General features: G+C 36.5%; 24 protein-coding genes and 1 riboswitch. Of the genes, 22 read left to right on the plus strand and 2 right to left on the minus strand.

Features of this window, described 5'->3' with window-relative positions; genetic code table 11:
* The first annotated feature begins 12 nt into the window (after positions 1-12).
* The 9 genes from resA to D1B32_RS12580 all read left to right on the plus strand — a co-directional run bounded on the left by resA (position 13) and on the right by D1B32_RS12580 (position 9,544).
* Positions 13-582: a thiol-disulfide oxidoreductase ResA gene (resA, locus tag D1B32_RS12540; RefSeq protein ID WP_095308917.1), complete on the plus strand. Its 570-nt coding sequence runs from the start codon at positions 13-15 to the stop codon at positions 580-582.
* A gap of 36 nt (positions 583-618) precedes the next feature.
* Entirely contained in the window at positions 619-2,256 is a 1,638-nt protein-coding gene (resB, locus tag D1B32_RS12545) for a cytochrome c biogenesis protein ResB (RefSeq protein ID WP_095308918.1), read from the plus strand.
* A 226-nt stretch (positions 2,257-2,482) separates the two neighbouring features.
* Positions 2,483-3,673, plus strand: coding sequence for a c-type cytochrome biogenesis protein CcsB (gene ccsB / locus D1B32_RS12550; RefSeq protein WP_095308919.1), 1,191 nt, complete (start codon positions 2,483-2,485; stop codon positions 3,671-3,673).
* A gap of 219 nt (positions 3,674-3,892) precedes the next feature.
* Positions 3,893-4,609, plus strand: a complete 717-nt coding sequence (locus D1B32_RS12555) for a response regulator transcription factor (protein ID WP_095308920.1) — start codon at positions 3,893-3,895, stop codon at positions 4,607-4,609.
* Positions 4,609-6,375, plus strand: a complete 1,767-nt coding sequence (locus tag D1B32_RS12560; protein ID WP_095308922.1) for an ATP-binding protein — start codon at positions 4,609-4,611, stop codon at positions 6,373-6,375. Before D1B32_RS12555 ends, D1B32_RS12560 begins: the two co-directional genes overlap by 1 nt.
* A gap of 54 nt (positions 6,376-6,429) precedes the next feature.
* Positions 6,430-6,627, plus strand: a riboswitch (cobalamin riboswitch).
* A gap of 161 nt (positions 6,628-6,788) precedes the next feature.
* Positions 6,789-7,217 carry a DUF4430 domain-containing protein gene (locus D1B32_RS12565; RefSeq protein WP_240033787.1) on the plus strand — a complete coding sequence of 143 codons (429 nt, stop codon included), beginning with the start codon at positions 6,789-6,791 and terminating at the stop codon, positions 7,215-7,217.
* A 4-nt stretch (positions 7,218-7,221) separates the two neighbouring features.
* Positions 7,222-7,737, plus strand: coding sequence for an ECF transporter S component (locus D1B32_RS12570; RefSeq protein ID WP_095308923.1), 516 nt, complete (start codon positions 7,222-7,224; stop codon positions 7,735-7,737).
* A 93-nt stretch (positions 7,738-7,830) separates the two neighbouring features.
* On the plus strand, positions 7,831-8,376 hold the full coding sequence (locus tag D1B32_RS12575; RefSeq protein ID WP_095308924.1) for an RNA polymerase sigma factor SigX: 546 nt from the start codon (positions 7,831-7,833) through the stop codon (positions 8,374-8,376).
* A complete protein-coding gene (locus tag D1B32_RS12580) occupies positions 8,363-9,544 on the plus strand; it encodes an RsiX family anti-sigma factor (protein ID WP_095308925.1) in 1,182 nt (393 codons plus the stop codon). Before D1B32_RS12575 ends, D1B32_RS12580 begins: the two co-directional genes overlap by 14 nt.
* Positions 9,545-9,659: 115 nt before the next feature.
* Here the strand turns inward: D1B32_RS12580 and D1B32_RS12585 are convergent, their stop codons facing one another.
* Positions 9,660-9,911 carry a ferredoxin gene (locus D1B32_RS12585; RefSeq protein WP_095308926.1) on the minus strand — a complete coding sequence of 84 codons (252 nt, stop codon included), beginning with the start codon at positions 9,909-9,911 and terminating at the stop codon, positions 9,660-9,662.
* A 108-nt stretch (positions 9,912-10,019) separates the two neighbouring features.
* On the opposite strand from D1B32_RS12585, the gene D1B32_RS12590 reads away from it, so the two are divergent.
* The 8 genes from D1B32_RS12590 (at position 10,020) to D1B32_RS12625 (ending at position 17,981) form a co-directional block, all read left to right on the plus strand.
* On the plus strand, positions 10,020-11,084 hold the full coding sequence (locus tag D1B32_RS12590) for a YpbB family protein (protein ID WP_158586263.1): 1,065 nt from the start codon (positions 10,020-10,022) through the stop codon (positions 11,082-11,084).
* 23 nt (positions 11,085-11,107) lie between these two features.
* Positions 11,108-12,658 (plus strand): RecQ family ATP-dependent DNA helicase, encoded by a 1,551-nt coding sequence (locus D1B32_RS12595; protein WP_095308929.1) that lies wholly within the window; start codon positions 11,108-11,110, stop codon positions 12,656-12,658.
* On the plus strand, positions 12,645-13,211 hold the full coding sequence (locus tag D1B32_RS12600) for a CPBP family intramembrane glutamic endopeptidase (protein ID WP_095308930.1): 567 nt from the start codon (positions 12,645-12,647) through the stop codon (positions 13,209-13,211). The genes D1B32_RS12595 and D1B32_RS12600 overlap by 14 nt, the downstream gene beginning before the upstream one ends.
* A gap of 11 nt (positions 13,212-13,222) precedes the next feature.
* Positions 13,223-13,543, plus strand: a complete 321-nt coding sequence (locus D1B32_RS12605; RefSeq protein WP_095308931.1) for a sulfite exporter TauE/SafE family protein — start codon at positions 13,223-13,225, stop codon at positions 13,541-13,543.
* 320 nt (positions 13,544-13,863) lie between these two features.
* Positions 13,864-14,442 (plus strand): genetic competence negative regulator, encoded by a 579-nt coding sequence (locus tag D1B32_RS12610; RefSeq protein ID WP_095308932.1) that lies wholly within the window; start codon positions 13,864-13,866, stop codon positions 14,440-14,442.
* A 44-nt stretch (positions 14,443-14,486) separates the two neighbouring features.
* Positions 14,487-15,425, plus strand: coding sequence for a D-alanine--D-alanine ligase family protein (locus D1B32_RS12615; protein WP_095308933.1), 939 nt, complete (start codon positions 14,487-14,489; stop codon positions 15,423-15,425).
* A gap of 108 nt (positions 15,426-15,533) precedes the next feature.
* A complete protein-coding gene (locus tag D1B32_RS12620; protein ID WP_095308935.1) occupies positions 15,534-16,814 on the plus strand; it encodes a Glu/Leu/Phe/Val family dehydrogenase in 1,281 nt (426 codons plus the stop codon).
* Between the two features lie 183 nt (positions 16,815-16,997).
* Entirely contained in the window at positions 16,998-17,981 is a 984-nt protein-coding gene (locus D1B32_RS12625; protein ID WP_118889602.1) for a YpdA family putative bacillithiol disulfide reductase, read from the plus strand.
* Positions 17,982-18,477: 496 nt separating this feature from the next.
* Here the strand turns inward: D1B32_RS12625 and D1B32_RS12630 are convergent, their stop codons facing one another.
* A complete protein-coding gene (locus tag D1B32_RS12630) occupies positions 18,478-19,446 on the minus strand; it encodes an asparaginase (RefSeq protein ID WP_118889603.1) in 969 nt (322 codons plus the stop codon).
* A gap of 88 nt (positions 19,447-19,534) precedes the next feature.
* Between D1B32_RS12630 and prsW the strand changes: the two genes are divergently transcribed.
* The 5 genes from prsW to cmk all read left to right on the plus strand — a co-directional run bounded on the left by prsW (position 19,535) and on the right by cmk (position 24,275).
* Entirely contained in the window at positions 19,535-20,218 is a 684-nt protein-coding gene (prsW, locus tag D1B32_RS12635) for a glutamic-type intramembrane protease PrsW (RefSeq protein WP_095308938.1), read from the plus strand.
* 290 nt (positions 20,219-20,508) lie between these two features.
* Complete coding sequence (gene sleB, locus D1B32_RS12640) at positions 20,509-21,288, plus strand: spore cortex-lytic enzyme (RefSeq protein WP_379601289.1); 780 nt, start codon at positions 20,509-20,511, stop codon at positions 21,286-21,288.
* A gap of 14 nt (positions 21,289-21,302) precedes the next feature.
* On the plus strand, positions 21,303-22,646 hold the full coding sequence (gene ypeB / locus D1B32_RS12645) for a germination protein YpeB (protein WP_118889604.1): 1,344 nt from the start codon (positions 21,303-21,305) through the stop codon (positions 22,644-22,646).
* A 96-nt stretch (positions 22,647-22,742) separates the two neighbouring features.
* Complete coding sequence (locus tag D1B32_RS12650; RefSeq protein ID WP_118889605.1) at positions 22,743-23,396, plus strand: flagellar brake protein; 654 nt, start codon at positions 22,743-22,745, stop codon at positions 23,394-23,396.
* Positions 23,397-23,603: 207 nt separating this feature from the next.
* Positions 23,604-24,275, plus strand: a complete 672-nt coding sequence (gene cmk / locus D1B32_RS12655; protein WP_095308965.1) for a (d)CMP kinase — start codon at positions 23,604-23,606, stop codon at positions 24,273-24,275.
* The last annotated feature ends 326 nt before the right edge of the window (positions 24,276-24,601 follow it).

The following is a 24,601-nucleotide window of genomic DNA, read 5'->3' on the forward strand; positions in this document are numbered from 1 at the left end:
GGAGTGATAATTTTGAGTTTGGATCAAATGAAGAGTAATAAACAAAAGAAAAAAAGAAACCGGTTCATTTTTAGAACAGCGATTCTTGCCGTTTTAGTAGCGGCGGTAGTTTTTGCACTCGTATCCCACTTAAAAGAAGATAACGGGGGATATAAGGTTGGAGATAAAGCACCAGACTTTAAGTTGCAGCAAATTAGTCAGAATCATGATGCAGAGGCAATTCAACTTAGTGATCTGGAAGGGAAAGGCGTCATGCTTAATTTCTGGGCAACATGGTGTAAGCCGTGTAAAGAGGAAATGCCCTATATGCAAGAGCTTTATCCTGAATATAAAGATAAAGGAATTGAAATCGTAGCGGTAAGTTTGGATGGAACAGAGCTTGTAGTTGATCGATTTATAGATGATTATGGCTTAACATTCCCAATCCTTCATGATAAAACAAGTGAAGTGAGGGATCTATATAAAGTCGTACCATTACCAAGCACTTTCTTTATCAACCCTGATGGAGAAATCCAAGAAGTCGTTAATGGAGCACTTAGCTTAGAAAGTCTTGAAGGGTATTTACAGGAAATACAGCCGTAAACAAATTGAGCATGAAAGCTATTGTGAGGGATTTAAATGAATAAAGTTAAATGTGAGTGTGGGCATGTTAACCCCGAAGGAACGGTTTTATGTGAAGCCTGTGGCAAGCCTATTGAAGGCAACCAGCACATAGATGGAAATGAAGGAAATAAATTACTGAATATGCGCTACGATGGAACTGCCCGTCGCTCACAAACCTACAACAAATCCATTATTGATAAAATATGGAGTTTCTTTTCTTCCGTTAAAGTGGGGGTTTGGCTAATTGTCATCGCACTAGTGGCGTCAATGGTCGGAACCATCTTTCCACAGGAAATTTACATACCAGCAGATGCAGTGTCTCGAGATCCTGCTATTTTCTATGAAGATCGATATGGCATTTTAGGATTAATTTACTATCAGTTGGGCTTTCATAATTTATACAGTTCATGGTGGTATATGGTATTAATTGCACTCATTGGTATTTCGCTTGTTATTTGTAGTCTGGATCGCTTTGTACCGTTGTATAAAGCGTTAAAAAGGCAGAAGGCAAAGCGCCATGAAACATTTTTAAATAGACAGCGCTTATACAGTGAGTCAGAACAAGTCACTCCAGATGATATTGAGACAGTTAAAGAGAACTTAAAAAAACAGCGTTATAAAATTACAGACGAGAATGGGCATATCCTTGCCGAAAAAGGCAGGTTTTCGAGATGGGGTCCATATGTTAATCATATTGGGTTAATCATAATTTTAATTGCAGCTATACTACGGACTACTCCGTTAATGCATACAGAAGAATATGTTTGGGTTCGAGAAGGACAGCAGATCGTTCTTCCTGGAACGAATGGAGAATACTATATCGAAAACAAAGAATTTATCATGGAAGTTCATGACGAAAATGATGAACGATTTGCACAAGCTATTCAGCAGGAAGGTGTAGTACCAAGTAATTTCCAGACAGATATTGTAATTTATCAAGAAACTAACGCTTCGGTACCAGGTGCTGAACCTGAACTTGAGCCAATATTGGAAGAATCAATTCAAATGAATAAACCAGCTAAATTTGATCGATATACACTGTATCAATCTGGATACCAGGTAAATGAATTTACAAATATGACCTTTAAAGTTCATGAAACAGATGATCCAGAAGAATCTTCATTAGGTTCTTTTACGATAGACTTAACAAATCCTGACTCTATATATGAATTGGATAGCGGGTTCCGCGTTCAAGTTGATCAGTATTATCCAGATTACATATTAGATAATGGAATTCCAACTTCGGAAACAAATTTTCCTAGAAATCCAGCTTTCGTCTTATCCGTATACCCTCCGGAAAGTGACACACCTGAAATCAGCTTTATCGGAATCGGGAAAAATATTGACGCTACTGGAGAAAACGAATACAAGGTAGGTATTGAAGATTTTGAATTACATGATGTTAGTGGTTTGACACTACGTGTTGATTTCACGTTGCCGTTCTTTATATTAGGGGCCGCAATATTCATGATCGGAGTTATCCAAGGGATGTACTGGCAACATCGTAGAATTTGGATTCATCCAAAAGAAAATGGCATCTTACTTGCAGCTCATACAAATAAAAACTGGTTTGGTATTAAAAAAGATATTGAGAAATCAATTGAAAATACACCAATTACGATGGCCCGAGACCAGCAGGAATTAGACGAATAGCATGCTATTGGGATATACCGAAGATGGGTAACTTTTTAAGACGAACAATGCACAAACTTAGCGAAGGAAATATACGTTGAATCCTGTAGGAGGAAAGGCATTAGGTGAGACACCAAATTGCGCGAGCATTTGAGCTCACCAGTCCACACCGGGGGCACCATGTATATTTTCCGAAGCGGGTTATTTGCACCAAGTCTCTACTGTTTAAGGATGAGGAGGAATTTTAATGGATTTACTTAATCTAAGTAGCACAATGCTTTATACAGCATTTATTTTATATTTGGTTGCTACACTTTTCTTTGGGGCAACAATTAGACAGGATAAGTCGGAAAGAAGAAAGAAGAGAAAATCCGGAACCATTGGTATTACCATAACGATTATCGGTTTTACTGCGCAGCTTGTCTATCTGATAACAAGATGGATTGCAAGTGGACATGCCCCGGTTAGTAATATGTTCGAATTTATGACATTTCTAGGTATGTCCATGGTTTTAGCTTTTATTATTCTTTATTTTTATTACAAGTTAAGCTTTCTTGGATTGTTTGCACTCCCAATTGCAATGATCATTATTGCATATGCGAGCATGTTTCCAACTGATATTTCACCATTGGTACCATCGTTACAAAGTCATTGGTTATATATTCATGTAACGACTGTAGCTTTAGGACAAGGAATTTTATTCATAAGTTTTGCAGCAGGAATCATGTATCTAATTAGGCAAGTCGATCAGTCTAGTTTGAATAAAGGTAGCTTATGGCTTGAAATCGTGATGTACGTTATGTTCTTATTTATTGGTTTTATCGTGATCACCACTTCTTTTAACATAATGGATTATCATGCTGAATTTGAATATACGGAAGCTGGTAATGTGACGACAACAGATTATCATTTGCCAGCTATTGCTGGTCCAAATGAGGGAGCATTATTAACAGAAGGTGTTATGGAGCCGTGGTTTGAAACTCCAACCTGGATGCAAGGCGCAGACGCCGGAAGAAAATTCAATTCGGTCATTTGGTCATTTATTACTGGTACAATTTTATATGGACTCGTACGATTAATTATTCGTAAACGAGTTGGAGCAAAACTTCAGCCGCTTCTAAAAAATGTAAAACCGGATTTATTAGATGAGATCATGTATCGTTCCGTTGCCATTGGTTTCCCAGTATTCACACTTGGCGGTCTTATCTTTGCAGCGATTTGGGCACAAATTGCTTGGGGAAGATTCTGGGGATGGGATCCAAAAGAGGTATGGGCACTTGTAACATGGTTCTTCTATGCAGCTTTTCTTCACCTTCGTTTATCAAGGGGCTGGCATGGTGAGAAATCCGCTTGGTTAGCAGTAGGTGGTTTTGCAATTATTATGTTTAACCTAATTGTTGTTAATCTTGTATTAGCAGGCCTACATTCGTATGCTTAGATGTGAAAACAAAAGCGCGGGGGCGCCCTGTAGGCTGAAAATGCGACGTCCTGTGCGTCGTAGTGACGTACGAAGGAAAGAAGTCTCTCTAGTAGTTGGGCGGTAAAGCTGGACGTGTCTGTTAACAAACGGGGTATCATTAGGATACCTCGTTTTTTTATACATTTACTTAGGATTGGTTTATACTATATACAGTGTAAAGCATAGGGGGAAGTTAAAATGGATGATAATATTAAGATATTAGTTGTTGATGATGAGGAAAGAATTCGTAGACTCATCCGTATGTATTTAGAACGTGAAGATTATATTGTTGAAGAAGCAGAAAATGGAAAAGAGGCCTTAGATAAGGCATTAAATAATGATTATAATGTCATCTTATTGGATATCATGATGCCTGAAATGGATGGTATCGAAACATGTCAAGAGCTGAGAAAAGAAAAAGACACACCTGTTATTATTTTAACCGCTAAAGGAGAAGAAGCAAATCGTGTGCAAGGATTTGAAGTTGGGGCAGACGATTATATTGTAAAACCATTTAGCCCTAGAGAAGCTGTTTTACGAGTAAAGGCATTATTACGAAGAGTGACTGCCGCCTCTTTTCATGAAGCTGATACAGCTTCAAAAAATATATTAGTATTTCCGCATATTACAATTGATCATGATGCCCATCGTGTTTCAGCAGATGGTGAAGAAGTTAGTCTAACGCCAAAAGAATATGAACTGCTATGTTTCTTAGCAAAATCACCAGATAAAGTATTTAATCGAGAACATTTATTGAAGGAAGTATGGCAGTATGAATTCTTCGGTGATTTAAGAACAGTCGATACGCATGTGAAAAGACTTCGTGAAAAACTAAGCAGTGTATCCAAACCAGCCGCTAAAATGATTGTAACTGTCTGGGGTGTTGGTTATAAATTTGAAGTTGATGATGTATAATGTTTTGGCGTAGTGTAGTTGGTAAGCTATCATTAACGATTCTATTACTTGTTGCATTTGTTTTATTTATCTTGTCATTCTTCCTGATGGAGTTCTTTGAAAATTTCCATATACTTGAAGCGGAAGATGATATGTTGCAAACAGCTACAAAAATCTCCTCACTCGTTGAAAGGGGAGAAGATAGAGAATTTATCGAGGAAATGACAGAACTATTAAAAGATCCGTCTAGTCGAATTGTGATTGCGTATAATCAAGATGAACTTTGGACATCCACAAGTAATGATGGTGATTTATTGGAAACCGATGATCATTGGATTGAAGAAAGCGAAGAATTTTCACAAGTACTTCATAACCGTCGGGAAATACAGAAACAAATTATTCAGCCCGATGAGAATAATGAAATTATGATTGTTGGTTCACCAATTGAATCAGGTGGAGCGGTCTTTGTTTATCAATCGTTGGATGTGATTTATCAAACAAAAGCACAAACCTCAAAGTTAATTCTCCTTAGTGCAGGAATTGCGATTATGTTGACTACTTTTTTTGCAGTATTTTTATCAACAAGGATTACTTCTCCACTAATAAAAATGCGAGAAGCGGCATACAACCTTACTAGAGGAGAATTTAATACGAAGGTTCCTGTTTTGACACATGATGAAATCGGTGAACTTGCAACAGAGTTCAATCGCATGGGAAGACAGCTTAAATTTCATATTAATGCTCTAAGACAGGAAAAAGAACAGCTTTCAAGTATTGTTAGTTCGATGGCAGATGGTGTGGTAACATTAAATCGAAATGGCGACATTCTTGTCATGAATCCGCCAGCCAAAAAATATATTGAAAACTGGTATTTTGAAAATGACATTGCAGATGAGCAAAACCGGAAACTTCCAAGTGAACTTAATGAGGCGCTTCAAGAAGTTTTTGAAAGCGAACAGGCAGTGCTTCGGGAAATCAGCCTGCAAGGTAGAATTTATGTTATGTTAATGACACCTTTGTACGACCAATCCTATATTAGGGGCGCTGTAGCGGTTATCCGTGACATGACAGAAGAGAGACGCTTAGATAAGCTGCGTAAAGATTTTATTGCCAATGTTTCACATGAATTACGTACACCAATCTCTATGCTCCAAGGTTATAGTGAGGCAATTGTAGATGATATTGCGGATACAAAAGAAGCTAAAAATGAACTTGCGCAAATTATTCATGAGGAATCTTTAAGAATGGGGCGACTAGTAAATGAACTTCTTGATCTAGCTAGAATGGAGGCTGGACAAATACAGTTAAATTTAGAAAAAACAGCAATTGAGTCCTATGCAAAACGTGTTGTTAATAAATTTAAAAGTCTAGCAACAGATAACGGAATTGAGCTGTCTTTATCATTGGATATCGATGTCCCGGAAGCCATATTTGATCCTGATCGTATTGAACAGGTTTTTACGAATCTAATTGATAATGCGTTACGCCATACTTCAGAAGGCGGTAAAGTCCATGTTACAATAGCTAATCGTGAAAATGAGCTTTATGTAGAAATTGAAGATAGTGGTAGCGGTATTCCAGAAGAAGATTTACCATTTGTTTTTGAACGTTTTTATAAAGCGGACAAATCAAGAGTTCGTAATAAGGAGAAGAAAGGCACCGGTCTTGGTCTATCGATTGTAAAGCATCTTATTGATGCACATCATGGTGTGATTCTTGTTAAAAGTAAGTTGAATCAGGGCACAGCTTTCAGCTTCAGACTCCCGCAGAATAAACAAAATCACTAGAACTTTTCTATTCTAACGTCATATGCTATGATAATTTTGAACTGGAATGAAAAATTATATACATTGAATTTTGGTATTCTAAGAGAACATCAGGGTATTATTTCTTAGATTAGGGAAACCAGTGGAAATCTGGCACTGTCCTCGCAACTGTAATTGATACGAAATAAGCAATACCACCGTAGTAATTACGGGAAGGGCTTAAAGTAGGTTTGAATCTTAAGTCAGTAGACCTGCCAAATTCAATTTATTTTTCTCAATGCTTCGAGGTATGAGTGATTGAGACATTCGAATACATATAGCTTTTTGTCTATAATTATTTGTTTGTCTAAAAATCCAGCTCCTCTTTGTGAGCTGGTTTTTTTTGTTCCCGAATATTTCCAGTTAAATACTTATAAAGATGGGGAGGAATTAAGTTGAAAAAATGGATTTTTCAGTTTGCGGTCATTGTAATGTCAGTTGGATTGCTGTTTGGTTGTTCTTCAGATGAGAATACAAACCAAAATACGTCTGTAAGTACGAATAACTCTTCACAATCTGAAGAAGTTGCAGAAGACTCTGTACGGATTACCATTTCTATTAATGAAGGGGAAGAATATGTAACAGAGGAAGTGATTCAGATAGAAGAAGGTGATATTCTGATGGATGTTATGGAGGAAAACTTCTACATCGAAACAGCGCATGACGGTCAGTATATTACAAGCATTGAACGAGTTGCTGCTAGCGATGAAGAGAAAACTGCATGGATGTTCTTCGTAAATGATGAAATGGCAACAGTTGGTGCAAGTGACTATGAGTTATCGCCTGGAGATGTCGTTGTTTTTGATCTACAACCCTGGGAATAAGTAAATGAGCACATACAAACTTACAATCCTTGCATTATTAGCTGCTTTGGCAGTAGGTGGAAGATATATCTTTCAATTTATTCCAAACGTACAGCCGGTAACAGCGATCATTATCATTTGTGGTATTATACTTGGTCCAACATCCGCTCTTCTTTTAGCAATTTTAACTACATTTCTTTCTAACATGCTTTTAGGCATGGGATTATGGACCTTGTGGCAGATTGTTTCCTGGGGTATTATTGGGATAATGAGCGGACTATTGGGTAAAATGCTAAAACGAGTTCCATTTCTTATCATTGTGCTTTTGGCTATATTCAGTGGTTACTTCTATGGCTTTATCATATCACTAACTACATACCAGGTTACAGGGAAATTTTGGCCATATTATATTGCAGGACTCCCTTTTGATACAAGCCATGCAATTGGTAATGCGGTATTTATTGTACTTTTGTATCCGATTATCTCCTTTTTATTTACAAGATATGCATATAATAGGTTTGATGTAAAAAATACCGACTGATATTCAGTTGGTATTTTTTCTTCATTTACATTATAGTTTAGATGAAACCTTTTTATATTTATAACGACTATATAACTGAACGGGAGGGTCTTTATGAAGGCCGTTTTCGATAAATTTTATGATACCTACCATCAAGACCTTTTCCAGTATATTTTCTATATGGTGAAAGATAAAGAAACAACAGAGGATTTGGTTCAAGAGGTTTATATAAAAGTATTAAAATCATATGCTAATTTCAAGGGTGAAAGTAGTGAGAAAACATGGCTTTTCTCAATTGCGCGTCACGTTACATATGATTATTTCCGTTCATTAAAAAGGAAGAGAGATAGAATATTTGAGTTTTTTGATTGGAATGATAAAGGAGATGTAATTCCTGATCAAAGCAAGCTACCAGATGAGATTGCTGAAGAAAACGATCAAATCAAACAGGTGTATACATACTTAAACTACTGTACACTTGACCAACGGAATGTAATAATACTGCGTTATTTGCAATCATTTTCTATTCAAGAAACTGCTGAAATACTTAATTTTACCGTCAGTAAGGTGAAAACGACTCAGCACCGTGCATTAAAAGCATTAAAAAAAGCAATGCTTGAGAAAATCAACGGAGGAGGGGATGCTAATGCGACACAATGAAGAATATGATAAAATTATCGCTAGTTTAAAGCAGCTACCTGTAGTTAAGGATAAGATGGATAAATCCGATTTATACAGTCGCATCTCCCCAAAACTGAAAGATAGCCAGAACGTAAAATCGAAGAGAAAGGTAAAAGTGGTGCCTATTCTGGCAACTGCGATGGTTGCTGTACTTCTGGCTATCATTCCATTTATACTCAATAATTCTTCAACTCAACAGGCAGATTATTCCATGAATCTTGATGTTGCAAATACGTATGATTATATGGAAGAGTCAGGAAAAACGGAGAGTAGTAATGAGCAAGAAGCCCATTCAGGCGGGATAGCAGATGATAGTCAAGAAGAGTCTACTGAGACACGGGTGGCAATGGATGAAGCACCAATGCAAAGCCATATTATTTCTGCTGATGAAGCTGGTACATTTGTATATGGTGCTGTAGCGGATGCACAGAATCAGTACGTTATTCCGATTACTTTTATTGTGGAGGACTCTGTAAATGTTGCTGCATTCTATAATCAATTGGCAACATATATCCATGAGGATTCGTGGAATACGGCTGAATATTTACTTGAAGGCGCCTCATTTGAACTAAATGAGGTGGATAAAGAGGTATTTATTGAGCTTGAAAATGGATTTACCCTTGAAGAAGGCTCTACAAATGCTTATATATTTGAACAGATGCTTGCTACGATGTTTACACCACTTGGTATTGAAAAAGCTGTTTTTAAAAATGGAGCTGACTTAGGGTCCATAGGTTTTATAAAGGAAATGGTCTTGTATCAAGATGAGGCATTATATAAACTTTATAATAATGAGTTTCTAATCCCGATACCTACCTCGAAAGAGTTGTCAATTGAAGAGGCTATTGCTGAAATGAGTCAAAATAAGCCTGAGTTTAATGTTAGTCGAACTATACCAGACGATGTTCAATTGGAAGTACAATCAAGTGGCAGCTTATTGGAATTAACATTTGCTGATGAGCAAGTGCTTCTTGACAATCAGGATATTTTAACAATGGTCGAAGCCATTTTAATGACTGCAAAAAGCTTTGGGTTTGAAGAAGTACAATTTCAGAATTCGCCTCTGCAACAAGTTAGTGAATATAATCTATCCAAGCCTATAAGTGTTCCAAGTGCAGCTAATCCTGTCGATTTAAGAGATGAATAAGCAAAAAATTAAAAAAAGTGTTTTTGAAATTATATTTTTCAAAAGCACTTTTTCCATGTATACTAGTAACAACAATTACCCAATTATGATAGCATTGTTAGGATAAAACTTGAGTTTATGTTTGACTATACCTCAACGGATTACCGTGAAACGGATGTTCTGCAATTTTAATTGAATCAGTTGGACATCCTTCATATGCATCGAATAAATCTTCCTCACAGCTTTCTGGAATTATAGAGGTACCTGTATTTTCATCGATGAGAACATAAGAAAGTCCTTCGTCATCATAGGTGAAAATCCTGGGAGCAGCTGCACCACATGCACCACAGGCTATACATGTTTCTTTGTCTACAATGGTGTAATTCACTTTATGTTTACCTCCTGAAATCAAAAGCCTTAATCCTATTCTAAAACTGATTGCTATTCATTTCAATACCCGGTTTGTATGCATCTTTTAAAAAGGGGGCAGTCATTCTTGTTTTTTGAAAGTATTATTTTAAAATGCCTTTCCCAGCTAAATGGAGAAAGGACCATATCCAGCGTGTTTCATTTATTAAATGGAAGTAAATCAATTCAAACGATTCAAGACGTGCATAATTATCAGCTTAACATGTTTTATGGTGTTTATCGCCATTTAAACAGGAACCCGTTCAATCAAAGTGTATCTTTTTTGTTAGAAAATGAATATATACATGCTTCTGAAGGTGAAGTGAACACTTTTCAATTAACAGAAAAAGCATTACCATTTCTAGCTCAGTCCGAGCAGCAATTTCCATTCGAGTATTTCAATGGATTACAATACAATGAAACTGCAGACATGTTTTATTTACGTTTACTGCTACTCATACAAACATTAACCAATACAAAAATGAAATTTTATCATTTTATCCCGATAACTGACCAGCCTTCCGTTGAACAATGGGTTAAACAAATTTATAGGAAATTAAAAACCAATGAGACACATGCATTGCAAGGGATTTATCAAGAACTGTACCAGTTGTTAGAAATATTTCCAAATAACTTTGCCTCATTATTTGTAGATCGATTAACGGGATATAAAACTTATGGTAAGAGCTTGACCCAATTAGCAGAATTAAATATGCTGTCAATTGCAGATGTGAATCTTATACTGACAGGCATTATCCATAAAATAATTGCCATAATCGAAGAAAAACGAAAAGAGTTCCCTGTTCTTTCCTTCTTATTAGGTGACTTAACAGAGAAGATCCCGATTACAAATTCTACTAATCAAACCTATCAATTGTTACAAAAGAAGTATACGCTCGATCAAATAGCGCTGATGAGAAATTTAAAAATCAATACAATCCATGATCATATTGTAGAAATTGCTTTATATGATCCATTATTCTCCTTAGATCAATACATAACAAAGGAAAGGCAACAACAAATTATCAATGTAGTCAATCGGAGAAGTACGTTTAAATTAAGAGATATTAAGAATGCTGTCCATGATGACATTAGCTACTTTGAAATTCGACTTGTATTGGCGGCAACGAAAAATAAAAGCACTGGAAGATGATATTATTGAAATAAGGTGATAGTATGCAACAACACACGCTTAACTTAGAAGAAGCATTACAACAATATTTTCAATATGATGCTTTTCGAATTGGCCAAAAAGAAATAATCCAAGATATACTGGCAGGCAAGGATGTACTTGGAATTTTGCCCACAGGATCAGGAAAATCCATTTGTTATCAGTTACCAGCCAGAATCCTGAAAGGGGTGACGATAGTCGTTTCTCCTTTAATTTCCTTGATGATTGATCAAGTAAAGCAGTTAAAGGCCGCTAATTTTAAGGAAGTTGTTGCTCTTAATAGCTTTATGACACCAAGGGAAAGGCGAAATGTTTTTCAAAATCTTATTAATTATAAATTGATATATGTTTCACCAGAGTTGTTACAGCAGCAAGAACTAATAAGAAAGCTGAAAGAAATACATGTGGGTTTGTTTGTAATTGATGAAGCACATTGTATTTCACAATGGGGGCATGAATTCAGACCAGATTATTTAAAACTTTCCGCAACGATTAAAGAGCTAGGTAATCCAACTGTACTTGCATTAAGTGCAACAGCAACCCCAGAAGTTCAATCTGATATAATGAATGCCCTAGAAAAGCGCCAAATGATCAAGCGAATTTATCCAATGGACAGGGAAAATATAGCATTTATTCTAGAGGAAGTTGCAAATGACCAAGAAAAAATTGACAGACTTATTTCCATATTTAACATGTATCAAGTACCGGCGCTGATTTATTTTACAAGTCGTGCCACAGCAGAAAATATTGCGAGCATTTTGACGCAACGACTTGCAAATAGGGAAGTTGCTTTTTATCATGGTGGTATGGAACAGGTAGATCGCATCAGTATCCAGCAACAATTTATGAATGATCAATTAGACATCATTTGTTGTACGAGTGCGTTTGGAATGGGGATTAATAAAAGTAATATTCGTTTAATCATCCACTTTCATATTCCATTACAACTTGAAGCTTATATTCAAGAAGTAGGAAGAGCAGGAAGGGATGGTAAATCCAGTGTAGGTATATTGCTGTTTTCGCCGAGGGATGCGATCATTCCAAATCATATTATTCAAAATGAACTTCCAGATGAAACGGATTTGAAAAATGTATTCAATTATTTATATACAATCTGCCACACGGAAAGGGAAATTCCAGCAGATGAACAAATCCAAGAACATTTACAATTAAATGAAATTCATTGGAAATTTTTTAAGTATCAGATAGAAAAACATGGTATGATAAACAATAATTATATTATCTATCATGAGAACAATTGGAAAATAGCCTACCATTCCATTGAGCAAGTGATTAAAGAGAGAATGCAATATAAAGAAGACAAACTACATGAGGTATTAAGTTGGGTGCAATGTGAAAGTTGCTTGCGAAAAGACCTTTATCAATCTTTTCAGTCAACTTTTCGAAAACCAATGGAACAATGCTGTAGTAATTGTGGGTTTTTATGGAATGAATGGCATCCAGAAAATACAAAAAAAATAATAGAGCGGCATGAAGACTGGAGAGAACGCCTTAAAGATCTGCTGTTAGTTGGAGAAACTTATGAAACAAGCTGAAATAATCAAGCAATTATCCGATGCAGAATTAAGGAAACAGCTATTTTTATCACAGGGCATATTCATATGCATCAGTATCGGGTTGAGCTTTTTTCTTTTTGATCGTTTTTCGGACTGGCTGTTTTATTTTAACTGGAATTTTCGTGAAATTTTGATTTACGGAGTTCTTTCGGGTTTTTTCGTAGTTCTCATTGACCTCGTTCTATTATGGATTACTCCAAAACAATTTTTAGATGATGGCGGAATTAATGAAAGAGTATTTTATAATCAATCCATTCCATTTATTTTAATAATATCACTCGTTGTTGCTATTTCAGAGGAGTTATTGTTTCGAGGGGTCATTCAAACAGTATTTGGTTATATCATAGCTAGTATGGTATTTGCACTTGTCCATTTTCGATATTTGAAAAAGCCGGTTTTATTTATTTCGGTAGTTGGTATTAGTTTTTTGATTGGATATCTATTTGAGATTACTGGAAACTTACTTGTGACAATTACGATGCATTTTATTATAGACTTTCTATTAGGTTTAGTGATTCGCTTTAAAAAGTGAGGTGCTTTACAGTGAATGTAAAATCAGAAGAACCAAAGGATCAAGCAGACGAACTTCGTCAATTATTTCAAGAAATTGAAGATGGACAGTCCACTGAGCAGCGTGTGGGAAATAAGAATTCTGAGCAGGAAAGTGAAGCAAAGCGAGACATTGATATTTTAAACCTCCCGCCCAGAAAGGAAATTCATTCAAAGGATAGTCGAACAAGCCTTAAATTAAGCGGGCCGCTTATTCGATTATTGTTTGTGATTTTTATTTTAATTGTTGGACTAGCTGGTGCATACTACATATGGGGAAACGAGCTTTGGGTACTAATTCAAAATCTGTCATAATGTTGTGGATAGATATGGTATATAGCACACAGAATGGTCAAATGACTTTTCCAGTATAAGAAGCCAAGGAAAAAGTTATCATCTTGCATAATTCGAATCATACTAATAGTAAAAGTAACGCTATGGAAAGGTCCAAACCATTTGTATTTTATATTTTTGTAAGCAAAACTTCTACATTTAAATAGAATTAAGAAATTGTGCTGTACTGTTCAACAAATGACGAAGTTGCATATAATAAATGAAGTGCTTTCCATTATAATTCGTAGTTATGATGAAATTAGAAAACCATTTAAAAAGCGCCTAAATGAGGGGGATGCAGTATGCGTATTGAACGTTTATCAAATGACCAATTTACGATTTTTTTAACGTTTGATGATTTGATTGAACGAGGTTTTACAAAAGACGACCTCTGGCATGATGCATCGAGCGTCCGCAGCCTTTTCAGTGATATGATGTATGAAGCGAGTTCAGAATTAGGTATTGAGCTTGAAGGAATATTACTCGTACAGGTTCATTTAATGCAGGCACAAGGAATGCATATATTCGTCACGCAACAAGAGGAAGATATGTATTGGGATGATGATTTCATAGAAATGAAAGTAACGCTTGATGAAAGCAAGGAATTAATTTTTTCCTTTGAGGAATTTGAATCGGTTATCCAGGTCACGTCCTATTTATCACCATTAGCGATTGAAGGTGGTAAGGTATATCATATGGATGAACGATATTATATGATCTTAGATGAAGATGATTTATCCGATGTAAATAAAGAGGATATTATAGGGATTATGTCGGAGTATTCAAACCCAAGCATTGTGACATCCTATCGCTTACATGAATATGGCAAAATTATTTTCGATTCACAAGCAGTCAAGAATATCATCAAGTTATTTTATTAACACAACATTGTAGAGAAATAGTGGATGTCAAGGGAGTGCAGATAATGAAGATAGCAGTATTATATGGTGGTGTTTCAGGTGAGCGTGAAGTTTCGCTTTCATCAGGAAAAGGAATCATAGCAGCCTTAGAAAAAAACGGACATGAAGTTATTGGAATTGATTTTAATCCGAATCAATTGCAGGATATTATACAATTAGATGTAGATTTGGTATTTATTGGACTCCATGGGAAATATGGGGAAGATGGAAGAATTCAGGGACTATTGGATATGCTAGGTATACCTTATGTTGGTTCAGGGGTTCTTGCTTCTGCCTTAGCGATGGATAAAGCAAAAGCAAAACAAATTTTTAATATGAACCATATTCCACAAGCTAAAAGCGAAGTTTACAGGCTTTCTAAGTCGAATCAAGTTGAACAGATTGGTAACGAAATAAAGACAGCTTTTACACCACCATTTGTTATAAAACCGAATAAAGAAGGCTCTACGCTTGGATTAACAATTGTTACAGATACCAGCCAAATTGAGGAAGCACTAACAAATGCTCAAGCAAGTGACGATGCGATTCTAGTAGAAGAGTTCATTGCTGGTAGAGAGTTAACAGTGGCCGTAATGGGAGCAGGCGGGAATGAATTCGCCTTACCAATTATCGAAATAATTCCGAAAAATGCTTTCTATGACTATGAATCAAAATATGCACCGGGCGGGAGCGAGCACATTGTTCCAGCAATTATAGATGAAGCAACAGCAGAACAGATTAAAACATACGCAGTTCTAGCCCATCAATCGTTAGGCTGTGAAACTTACTCAAGAGTAGACTTTATTTTAAATAAAGAAAATGTGCCAATGATTCTGGAAGTAAACACATTACCAGGTATGACGCCAACTAGTTTGTTTCCTGATGCAGCGAAATCGATTGGAATTGAATATCATGAAATGATCGAGAAATTTGTAGAACTAACCATGCATTCTAGACAGGTATAACGAATTAAAAAATGAAACCTATTTTTATTGCATATTTAAATTGAACGTGTATACTAAACTCTGAGTGGGCTATATAAAACTTTTATATATATTGTAGGAGGTAAGTTCATGGTAGCCGAAAAAGCAGCAGATTCTATCAAAGAAAACCAAGAAAATACAGATGTTTTAAGTTCAACACGAACTGTTGTAAAAACTGCATTAGAAAAATTAGGTTACCCGGAGGAGGTTTTTGAGTTACTTAAAGAACCTCTGCGTATGATGACGGTTCGCATCCCAGTACGTATGGATGATGGATCGGTTAGAGTATTTACCGGATATCGTGCACAACACAACGATGCAGTAGGTCCGACAAAAGGCGGAATTCGTTTTCACCCAGATGTAACGGAATCAGAAGTAAAGGCTCTTTCTATTTGGATGAGCTTGAAAGCTGGAATTGTTGATCTACCTTATGGAGGAGCAAAAGGTGGAATTATTTGTGATCCACGAGAGATGTCCTTCCGCGAATTAGAAGCGTTAAGTCGTGGTTATGTTCGTGCAGTAAGTCAAATAGTGGGCCCTACAAAAGACATCCCTGCGCCAGACGTATTTACAAATTCTCAGATTATGGCTTGGATGATGGATGAATATAGTAAAATAGACGAATTCAATAGTCCCGGCTTTATTACGGGAAAACCAATTGTTCTAGGTGGTTCACATGGCAGAGAATCTGCTACTGCAAAAGGTGTTACGATTGTATTGAATGAAGCAGCGAAGAAAAAAGGTATTGAGTTAAAAGGAGCAAGGGTAGTCGTTCAAGGATTTGGAAACGCTGGAAGCTTCCTTTCCAAGTTTTTGCATGATGCAGGTGCAAAAGTTGTTGGTATTTCAGATGCATACGGCGCGCTGCATGATCCGGATGGACTAGATATTGATTATCTCTTAGATCGAAGAGATAGTTTTGGAACCGTAACCAAGCTATTTAACAATACAATTTCAAATAAAGAATTATTTGAGTTGGATTGTGATATTATTGTTCCAGCGGCTGTAGAAAATCAAATTACACAGGACAATGCACATAATATTAAGGCAAGCATTGTGGTAGAGGCTGCCAATGGTCCAACAACAATGGAAGCTACTAAAATTTTAACAGAACGGGGCATTCTTCTAGTCCCGGACGTATTAGCATCTGCTGGTGGGGTTACCGTATCATACTTTGAGTGGGTTCAAAATAATCAAGGATATTATTGGTCAGAGGAAGAAATCGATAAAAAGCTTCATGAAATTATGATTAGATCTTTTAATTCTATATATAACACAGCTGAAACAAGACGTGTGGATATGCGTTTAGCAGCTTATATGGTGGGTGTACGAAAGATGGCCGAAGCATCTAGATTCCGTGGTTGGGTTTAATGAAGCCGTTTAGCTGTATTGTACCAATTGATTTAATCCATATGTGAAATAAAAAACTCTTATCGGATAAGAGTTTTTTATTTTAGTGGCAGAATACGCACTAAACTGCCATTCGTTCAAAAGTTTATCATTACTAAATTTTGAAGTTTAAAAGTTATTTCAACAATAAAGGAAGTGCCTTATATGCAAATGGAAAAAGTAATTATTATTGGTGGAGGCCCGTGTGGTATGTCATGTGCTATTGAATTGCAACGATACGGAATTAATCCATTAATTATTGAAAAAGGTAATGTAGTAAACACCATTTATAATTTCCCTACGCATCAAACCTTTTTCAGTTCTAGTGAGAAGTTAGAAATTGGTGATATGCCGTTTATAACGGAAATGAAAAAACCTGTTAGAAATCAGGCATTGGCCTATTATCGTGAAGTTGCGAAGCGGAAACAGATTCGTATGCATACATATGAAAAAGTGAAGGAAGTAAAAAAGGATAACGATATATTTCGTGTGATGACGGAAAAGGTTGATGGGCAAGAAACGACCTATCAGGCAGAAAAGGTCATTATTGCGACTGGCTATTATGATCAACCTAATTATCTTCATATTCCTGGAGAAAATTTGAAAAAAGTAATGCATTATTTTAAAGAGGCACATCCTTTCTTTAATAAAGATGTTGTTGTCATTGGAGGGAAAAATTCTGCTGTTGATGCGACATTGGAACTGCATAAAGCCGGAGCTAATGTAACAGTTCTTTATCGTGGAGGTGAGTATTCAAACAGTATTAAGCCTTGGATCCTTCCAGAGTTTGATTCGCTCGTTAAGAAAGGGATTGTAAAAATGGTTTTCCATTCACAGGTTACAAAAATTACGGAGGATGCAGTTTATTTTGAAGCTGATGGAGAAATAAATGTAATTAAAAATGATTTTGTATTTGCCATGATTGGCTATCAGCCTGATATTTCATTTCTAAATGCAAGTGGAGTAGAGGTTGATGCATCGAACGGGAAACCGAACTATAGTTCAGCAACATACGAAACAAACGTAAAAGGGATGTATGTAGCAGGCGTTGTGGCTGCTGGTTACAACAACAACGAAATATTCATTGAAAATGGGCGGTTTCATGGTCAGGAAATTGCCAGGTCAATCATAGAAGAAGCTGGGGCATAACAAAAGTGTTTAATGTTAAAGACGAACGATGCATAAGCTTAGCGCAGGAAATATACGTAGACTCCAGCGGGAGGTAAGGCATAGGTGAGACACCGTAGTGCGATAGCACAAGGGGACTCACCAGCCGCCTTTGGGTGCACGAATTATATTTCGGGAGCGAGTTATTTGCATTAATCATGTTCGGTTTTTATTTCATAAAAGTACTTTTGTCTCAGTCTCACTATAACTTAAAAAAAGAAATAGTGGGTAAAGTCACCCGTCGATGACCTTACCCACTAATCTTAGTATGTTTTTTAGGTTATAAGGATTACTATAAAGTTACTGTGGACAGATTCGGTTCTTTAACAGCTCCATCCCAGCTAGCGATCTTGGTCAGCTTCGACTCCTTACGGTCCAAGAGTATTGACTTGATCGTCTCCATAAGAATGTGTGAGCAGTGGTACACGCAGCGGGCGCAATTCGTACGTCGCTAACCGAATGCGTCTGCTTTTGTGCTCTATAGTGTTTCAAATAGTTCTTTTAGATGGTTATAATTAGATGTCTTTTCTAGAGCAATTAATAAACGAATTCTCGCTTTTGGACCAGATAACCCCCTGGCAAAAATGACTCCTAACTGTTTCAGCTGCTTGCCTCCACCGTCATAGCCATATGTCGGTTGGACAACACCTTGGTAGCATCTAGATACTAGTACTACAGGTATATTGTCTTCAATCAGTTGTTGGATTGGTTTAATTGTATCCTTTGGTAAATTGCCTTGTCCAAGACCTTCAATCACGAGACCATCCGGTTTTGCTAGCCGAATTGATTGCAAAAATTGTTCATCCATACCAGCAAAGGCTTTCAGCAGAAATACCTTTTTCGATATTGTTTGAACGGGCTGTACTCGGCGAGTGCGGATTCTTCGATGAAAAAGTATAGAATCCTTTGTAATTAAGCCAATTGGTCCAAATTGCGGACTTTGGAAGGTTGCTACGTTACTAGTTGATGTCTTTGTTACGTTTTTAGCAGCATGGATTTCATCATTCATCACAACTAATACACCTTGACGTGCTGCATCTTCATCGCTGGCAACGCGAATGGAGCTAATTAGATTGTACAATGCATCAGAGCCGATTTCGTTGCTCGAACGCATCGCTCCTGTTACGATAACGGGCTTGTCAATTTCCAATACAACGTCTAGAAAATAAGCTGTTTCTTCTAATGTGTCCGTGCCGTGCGTTACAACAATACCATCATAGTTAGGAATGAATTCAATAATTTTCTTTGCCAATTCTAGCATGTGAACTGGCGTGATTTGAGGGGAGGGTAACTCAAAAACAATTTTCTCATCAATTGTTGCGTAATGTCCTAATTGACTACCTAATGCACTTAATGGATGGATGTCTGCTGTATTTACTTCACCCGTCTCTTTATCTTCCAGCATGGAAATCGTCCCACCAGTATGAATAATGAGTATATTTTTCATGAAAATCACCTGTTCTTTAATTTCTATTTTCATTTACATGACTTAATGATACGATAAAAGTAATGTAATTGGAAAGAGGTAAACTATTATGATTGCAATTTTATCAGCTGGAATTGCACCGATTGTTGCATTAATGTCATTCATTTATTTAAAAGATCGTATTACGGAACCAATCCCTTTAATTATTCGAATGTTTATACTGGGGGCTTTATTGGTGTTTCCAATTATGTTTATCCAATATGCTTTTGCAGCTGAAGGGATAAATAGTAATCGAATCATTGAATCTTTTTTTCAGATTGCTTTTTTTGAAGAATTTTTTAAGTGGTTTATTTTTATGTTTGCTATCTATCACCATCCTGAATTTGATGACCATTATGACGGTATCGTTTATGCTGGATCTATTAGTATGGGGTTTGCATCTGTCGAGAATGTTCTCTACCTAGTAACAAATGGGATTGAGTACGCATTTTTACGTGCATTTTTCCCTGTGTCGTCCCATGCATTGTTCGGTATTATTATGGGTTACTATTTTGGAAAGGCCAAGATGAATGAACAAAAGCAGAAACTAAATTTAGGATTAGCATTTATTATTCCGTTTACGTTACATGGAATCTATAACTATATATTAACGAGCTTGGTTAGCTATTGGATGTACTTCTTAATCCCATTCATGGTCGTGTTGTGGGTTATTGCTTTGCATCGTATGAAAATAGCGAACAAAACACCACTTCAAATGGAACATCATAAACAGGTTATTCAAAAAGTCCGGTGAAAAAGAACAGAGGTCCTTCGACTAAGTACCCACACGTCCTGTGTCGAACGTTGAAGTCACCACATCCTTTTAAGCCCGTTACGGAGAGCTTTGCTGCCTCGAACTTCTCAGTCCTTTTCATTCATCATAAAGAAAATTACCTCCTGTAAATCTGTGGATTTGCAGGAGGTTTTTTATTTAAATGGCCAAAGATGAATAAAAAGGCTAATTACTCAAAAAATAGGTATTGCAATCCAATAGAACTAACGGGAGGAAAAAGTATGGTCAATCGAAAAGCAGTCTTTTTACTCATGATTATGATTATATCACTAATTGGACTGCAGCCAGATTCAACTACAAAAACTGTAAATGCTTTTAGCTCACAAGTCATACAGCATGGAGCGGTAGGGGATGACGTTATTGAATTACAATCCCGGTTGCAATACCTTGGTTTCTACAATGGTAAAATTGATGGTGTATTTGGCTGGGGTACGTATTGGGCACTTCGCAACTTTCAATATGAATTTGGTATGGAAGTGGATGGGTTAGCTGGTCAGACTACTAAAGATAAGCTTGTTCAAGCTAGTAACTATGATGAGGGGTTTGTAAAAGAAAATATTAATCAAGGGAAGGACTTCTCCCATTATGGTGGTGGCGATCGTAATGCACAGCAGCAACAAGGGCAAGGTGATCAATCCGGATCAAATGTAACGGCTGTAAATGTGCCTCAGGGATATTCCCAAAATGATATTCAATTGATGGCGAATGCTGTATATGGCGAAGCACGAGGCGAGCCATATGAAGGTCAAGTGGCAGTTGCTGCCGTAATTCTAAATAGAGTAGAAAGTTCGACTTTTCCAAATACTGTATCAGGTGTTATTTTTGAACCGAGAGCTTTTACAGCAGTTGCGGATGGTCAGATTTGGCTAACACCAAACGAGACTGCAAGACAAGCTGTTCTTGATGCAATAAATGGGTGGGATCCTTCAGGAAATGCTACTTACTATTTTAATCCGGATACCGCAACATCAGGATGGATTTGGACAAGACCTCAAATCAAGAAAATTGGTAAACATATATTCTGTAATTAGAAAGGTGTGAGAAAATGTTTCGGTGGATATTAATTGGTTTACTTGCTTTAGGAATTGCAGGAACAGCGTTCTGGGGCTATATGGAACATCAAGAGAAAAACTCCATTCTAATCCAAGCGGAAAATACGTATCAACGTTCATTCCATGAATTAACGTATCATATGGACTTGTTGCATGATCAGATCGGAACTACTTTAGCAATGAATTCGTCAGAAAAATTATCACCCCAATTTGTAGAAATTTGGAGATTGACATCAGAGGCGTTAACCAATGTAGGGCAGCTGCCATTAGGTTTGCTACCTTTTAATAAAACCGAGGAATTTCTTTCCAATATCGGTGATTTTACGTATCGAACAGCTGTAAGGGACTTGGATGATTCACCTCTTACAGATGATGAAACGAGTACATTGAAAAAGCTATATAGTCAATCAGGAGATATTAAGGATGAGTTGAGAGAAGTTCAGCATATGGCTTTAGAGAATAATTTACGCTGGATGGATGTACAACTAGCATTGGCAAATGAAGATGAACCGATGGATAACACGATTATTGATGGTTTCACGACCGTTGAAAAATCGGTTGAAGGTTATTCCGAGGGATATGCGGATTCTCCAATTATTGGGACCTCTTCAGAAGAACATCAGTACAAACATTTAAACGGGAAAGAAATTCGAGAAGAAGAGGCATTAAAAAAGGGAATGGAAATTTTAAATGTAGAAAATCAAGAAAACCTGACTATAGCAGAAACTGGCGAAGGATCAGATATTCCGATTTACAGTCTTTCCTATCAGAATGGAGATGAAAGTGGTTATATGGATTTGGCCAAGCAAGGAGGTCACCCATTAACAGTCTTGATTACAAGACCAATTGCTGAAAATAAAATTAGTCTGAATGAAGGAGCAGAAAAGGCACAAGACTATTTAGAAAAGCACGATCTTGATAGTATGATGCTTTTTGAAAGCAGCGAATACGATAATGTCGGTCTCTATTCCTTTGTTTATAATCAAGATGGAGTAAGAGTATACTCGGATGCAGTAGAAGTAAAAGTAGCATTGGATGATGGAGAGGTTATTGGATTAACAGCGCGTAACTACTATATGAATCACACCGAACGTGATATACCTGAACCAACATTATCGATGGAAGAAGCGAAAGAAATGGTTAATTCGAATGTGGATATTCAGGAAGAGTTTTTAGCTGTTATCGACAATGATCTTGACGAAGAAGTACTGACCTATGAATTTTTGGGTGTAATGGATAATGACACCTATCGTATATTTATTAATGCAATGAATGGCAGAGAGGAAAAGGTAGAGAAATTAGACGGCACTGAAATTAATTTTGCAGCAAACTTTTAGGGATAGGCAAAAAGCCTTTCCCTTTTTCTATGTTTCTGCAATAATATAGGTATATCGTATGACGTTTGAAAATTGCATAAACTGGGGTGATTCATTATGGAAATCGGAACACTACTTAATCTTGAACTAAAAGAGTCCGGAAAACAGTATACTTATTATTGCAAAATTATTGAAAAAAATGATAACTATTTAATTATTGATTATCCAATCGATGAAAAAACGAGAAAAACAAAAATATTACCGAAAAGAAGACTATTTAAAGTAAAATTCGTAGGAAAAGATCAAGTCGTCTATCAATTTACATCTGAGATAGTGGCAAAGGTAAATTTAAACATACCAGCACTCGCTATTAAAAGTCCTTCACCAGATAAAGTGGAGCGGATACAACGCAGGGAATATGTAAGGGTTGAAACAGCAGTCGATATCGCCATACATAGTACGAATCATCAATTTGAACCATTTGTTACAGTTACCTCCGATATTAGTGGAGGTGGGCTTGCAGTCCTCGTACCAAAACATATTTCGTTGGAGATTGGTACAATAGTTGATGCTTGGTTTGCGTTACAAATGAATGATAATCAATTTTATTATATATATGCCCGGGCTGAAGTAGTTTTAAATAGGGAAGCTAATAGTCGAATTAATCTTATATCGCTGAAATTCCATACTATCACAAAGCCAAATCGTCAACTGATTGTACGATTCTGTTTTGATAAACAACGAGAAGCGAAAAAGAAAGAATTAACATAATATGTTGACTGGTTTGACGTATTTTATTGGTGCAACAGAGGAGTTATGTTATGATAAACTAAGTATGAAAAACTTGGCGTTTGCCAAGTTTTAATTAGTTATCTGCTGCTTTATATCCTACTTAATAGGTACATAATAAACAAGATGGGATTATTCAGTAATTAGCAGGCATGAAGTTTTACTTGATGAGAGGAATGAATGTCAACAATGCAAAAAGGAAACATTGCAATTGCCATCGATGGCCCGGCAGCTGCTGGGAAGAGCACCGTAGCTAAAATTGTCGCAGAAAAATTATCTTATATTTATATCGATACTGGTGCTATGTACCGGGCGTTAACGTTAAAAGCAATAAACCAAGGTATTGATCTAGAAAATGATCAAGCTATTTTAGAAGTATTAATGCATACAGTAATTGAATTAAAACAATCGGAAGCTGGACAAGTTGTTTTATTGGACGGAAAAGATGTAACCAATGAAATAAGATTTCAAGATGTAACGACGAAGGTATCTCACGTTGCCAAGCATGCATCGATTCGGGAAGAAATGGTTCAAAGACAACAAGAGATGGCAAACGATCGTGGTGTAGTCATGGATGGAAGAGATATAGGTACACATGTACTTCCAGATGCAGAGGTGAAGATTTTCTTAATTGCTTCCGTTGAAGAGAGAGCGAAACGAAGATATGAGGAAAACATCAAGAAAGGCATTGCATCGAGTATGGAAGAATTAAAGAAAGAAATCGAAGAAAGAGATCGGATTGATACAAATCGCGAAGCTTCTCCTTTAATTAAAGCAAAAGATGCAATCGAGGTTGATACGACATCCCTAAGTATTAATGAAGTAGCAGGGGAAATTCTAAAAGCTGTGGCAAAGATATGAGATAGGGTCCATTGGAAGAGACAACATACCTAAAATTGGGCCATTAATTATATGCTTCAACCACATTCGAAATTGGATCCTTTGTTGAAATCACTTTTACAGCAAACATCTGTCTATAGTGAAAAAGGAATTGTTTGAAAGACGTTTTTTAGGGGAATTATGTTTATGAATCAATTCCTTTCCAGTAAAAAGAGGTCTTTCAGATAGAAAGTTTACTAACTAGAATCTAAAGCATCTCCAAAGTAAACGGCACATGACATCACACAGGAAATGATCGCTTTAAAAGAAAAATATCAAAATGAGTAAACTTTACTTGACAAATAATT

The organism is Oceanobacillus profundus (assembly GCF_003515705.1).
Taxonomy (GTDB): Bacteria; Bacillota; Bacilli; order Bacillales; family Amphibacillaceae; genus Oceanobacillus; species Oceanobacillus profundus.

Bases quoted from the DNA above. Each gene is read 5' to 3' on its own strand.
- D1B32_RS12610 (WP_095308932.1), top strand. From the start codon at position 13,864: ATGCGTATTGAACGTTTATCAAATGACCAATTTACGATTTTTTTAACG.
- cmk (WP_095308965.1), top strand. From the start codon at position 23,604: ATGCAAAAAGGAAACATTGCAATTGCCATCGATGGCCCGGCAGCTGCT.
- D1B32_RS12650 (WP_118889605.1), top strand. From the start codon at position 22,743: ATGGAAATCGGAACACTACTTAATCTTGAACTAAAAGAGTCCGGAAAA.
- prsW (WP_095308938.1), top strand. From the start codon at position 19,535: ATGATTGCAATTTTATCAGCTGGAATTGCACCGATTGTTGCATTAATG.
- D1B32_RS12630 (WP_118889603.1), bottom strand. From the start codon at position 19,446: ATGAAAAATATACTCATTATTCATACTGGTGGGACGATTTCCATGCTG.
- D1B32_RS12580 (WP_095308925.1), top strand. From the start codon at position 8,363: ATGCGACACAATGAAGAATATGATAAAATTATCGCTAGTTTAAAGCAG.
- D1B32_RS12625 (WP_118889602.1), top strand. From the start codon at position 16,998: ATGCAAATGGAAAAAGTAATTATTATTGGTGGAGGCCCGTGTGGTATG.
- D1B32_RS12575 (WP_095308924.1), top strand. From the start codon at position 7,831: ATGAAGGCCGTTTTCGATAAATTTTATGATACCTACCATCAAGACCTT.
- D1B32_RS12555 (WP_095308920.1), top strand. From the start codon at position 3,893: ATGGATGATAATATTAAGATATTAGTTGTTGATGATGAGGAAAGAATT.
- D1B32_RS12570 (WP_095308923.1), top strand. From the start codon at position 7,222: ATGAGCACATACAAACTTACAATCCTTGCATTATTAGCTGCTTTGGCA.
- resB (WP_095308918.1), top strand. From the start codon at position 619: ATGAATAAAGTTAAATGTGAGTGTGGGCATGTTAACCCCGAAGGAACG.
- D1B32_RS12620 (WP_095308935.1), top strand. From the start codon at position 15,534: ATGGTAGCCGAAAAAGCAGCAGATTCTATCAAAGAAAACCAAGAAAAT.
- D1B32_RS12615 (WP_095308933.1), top strand. From the start codon at position 14,487: ATGAAGATAGCAGTATTATATGGTGGTGTTTCAGGTGAGCGTGAAGTT.
- D1B32_RS12560 (WP_095308922.1), top strand. From the start codon at position 4,609: ATGTTTTGGCGTAGTGTAGTTGGTAAGCTATCATTAACGATTCTATTA.
- D1B32_RS12595 (WP_095308929.1), top strand. From the start codon at position 11,108: ATGCAACAACACACGCTTAACTTAGAAGAAGCATTACAACAATATTTT.
- D1B32_RS12600 (WP_095308930.1), top strand. From the start codon at position 12,645: ATGAAACAAGCTGAAATAATCAAGCAATTATCCGATGCAGAATTAAGG.
- ccsB (WP_095308919.1), top strand. From the start codon at position 2,483: ATGGATTTACTTAATCTAAGTAGCACAATGCTTTATACAGCATTTATT.
- ypeB (WP_118889604.1), top strand. From the start codon at position 21,303: ATGTTTCGGTGGATATTAATTGGTTTACTTGCTTTAGGAATTGCAGGA.
- sleB (WP_379601289.1), top strand. From the start codon at position 20,509: ATGATTATGATTATATCACTAATTGGACTGCAGCCAGATTCAACTACA.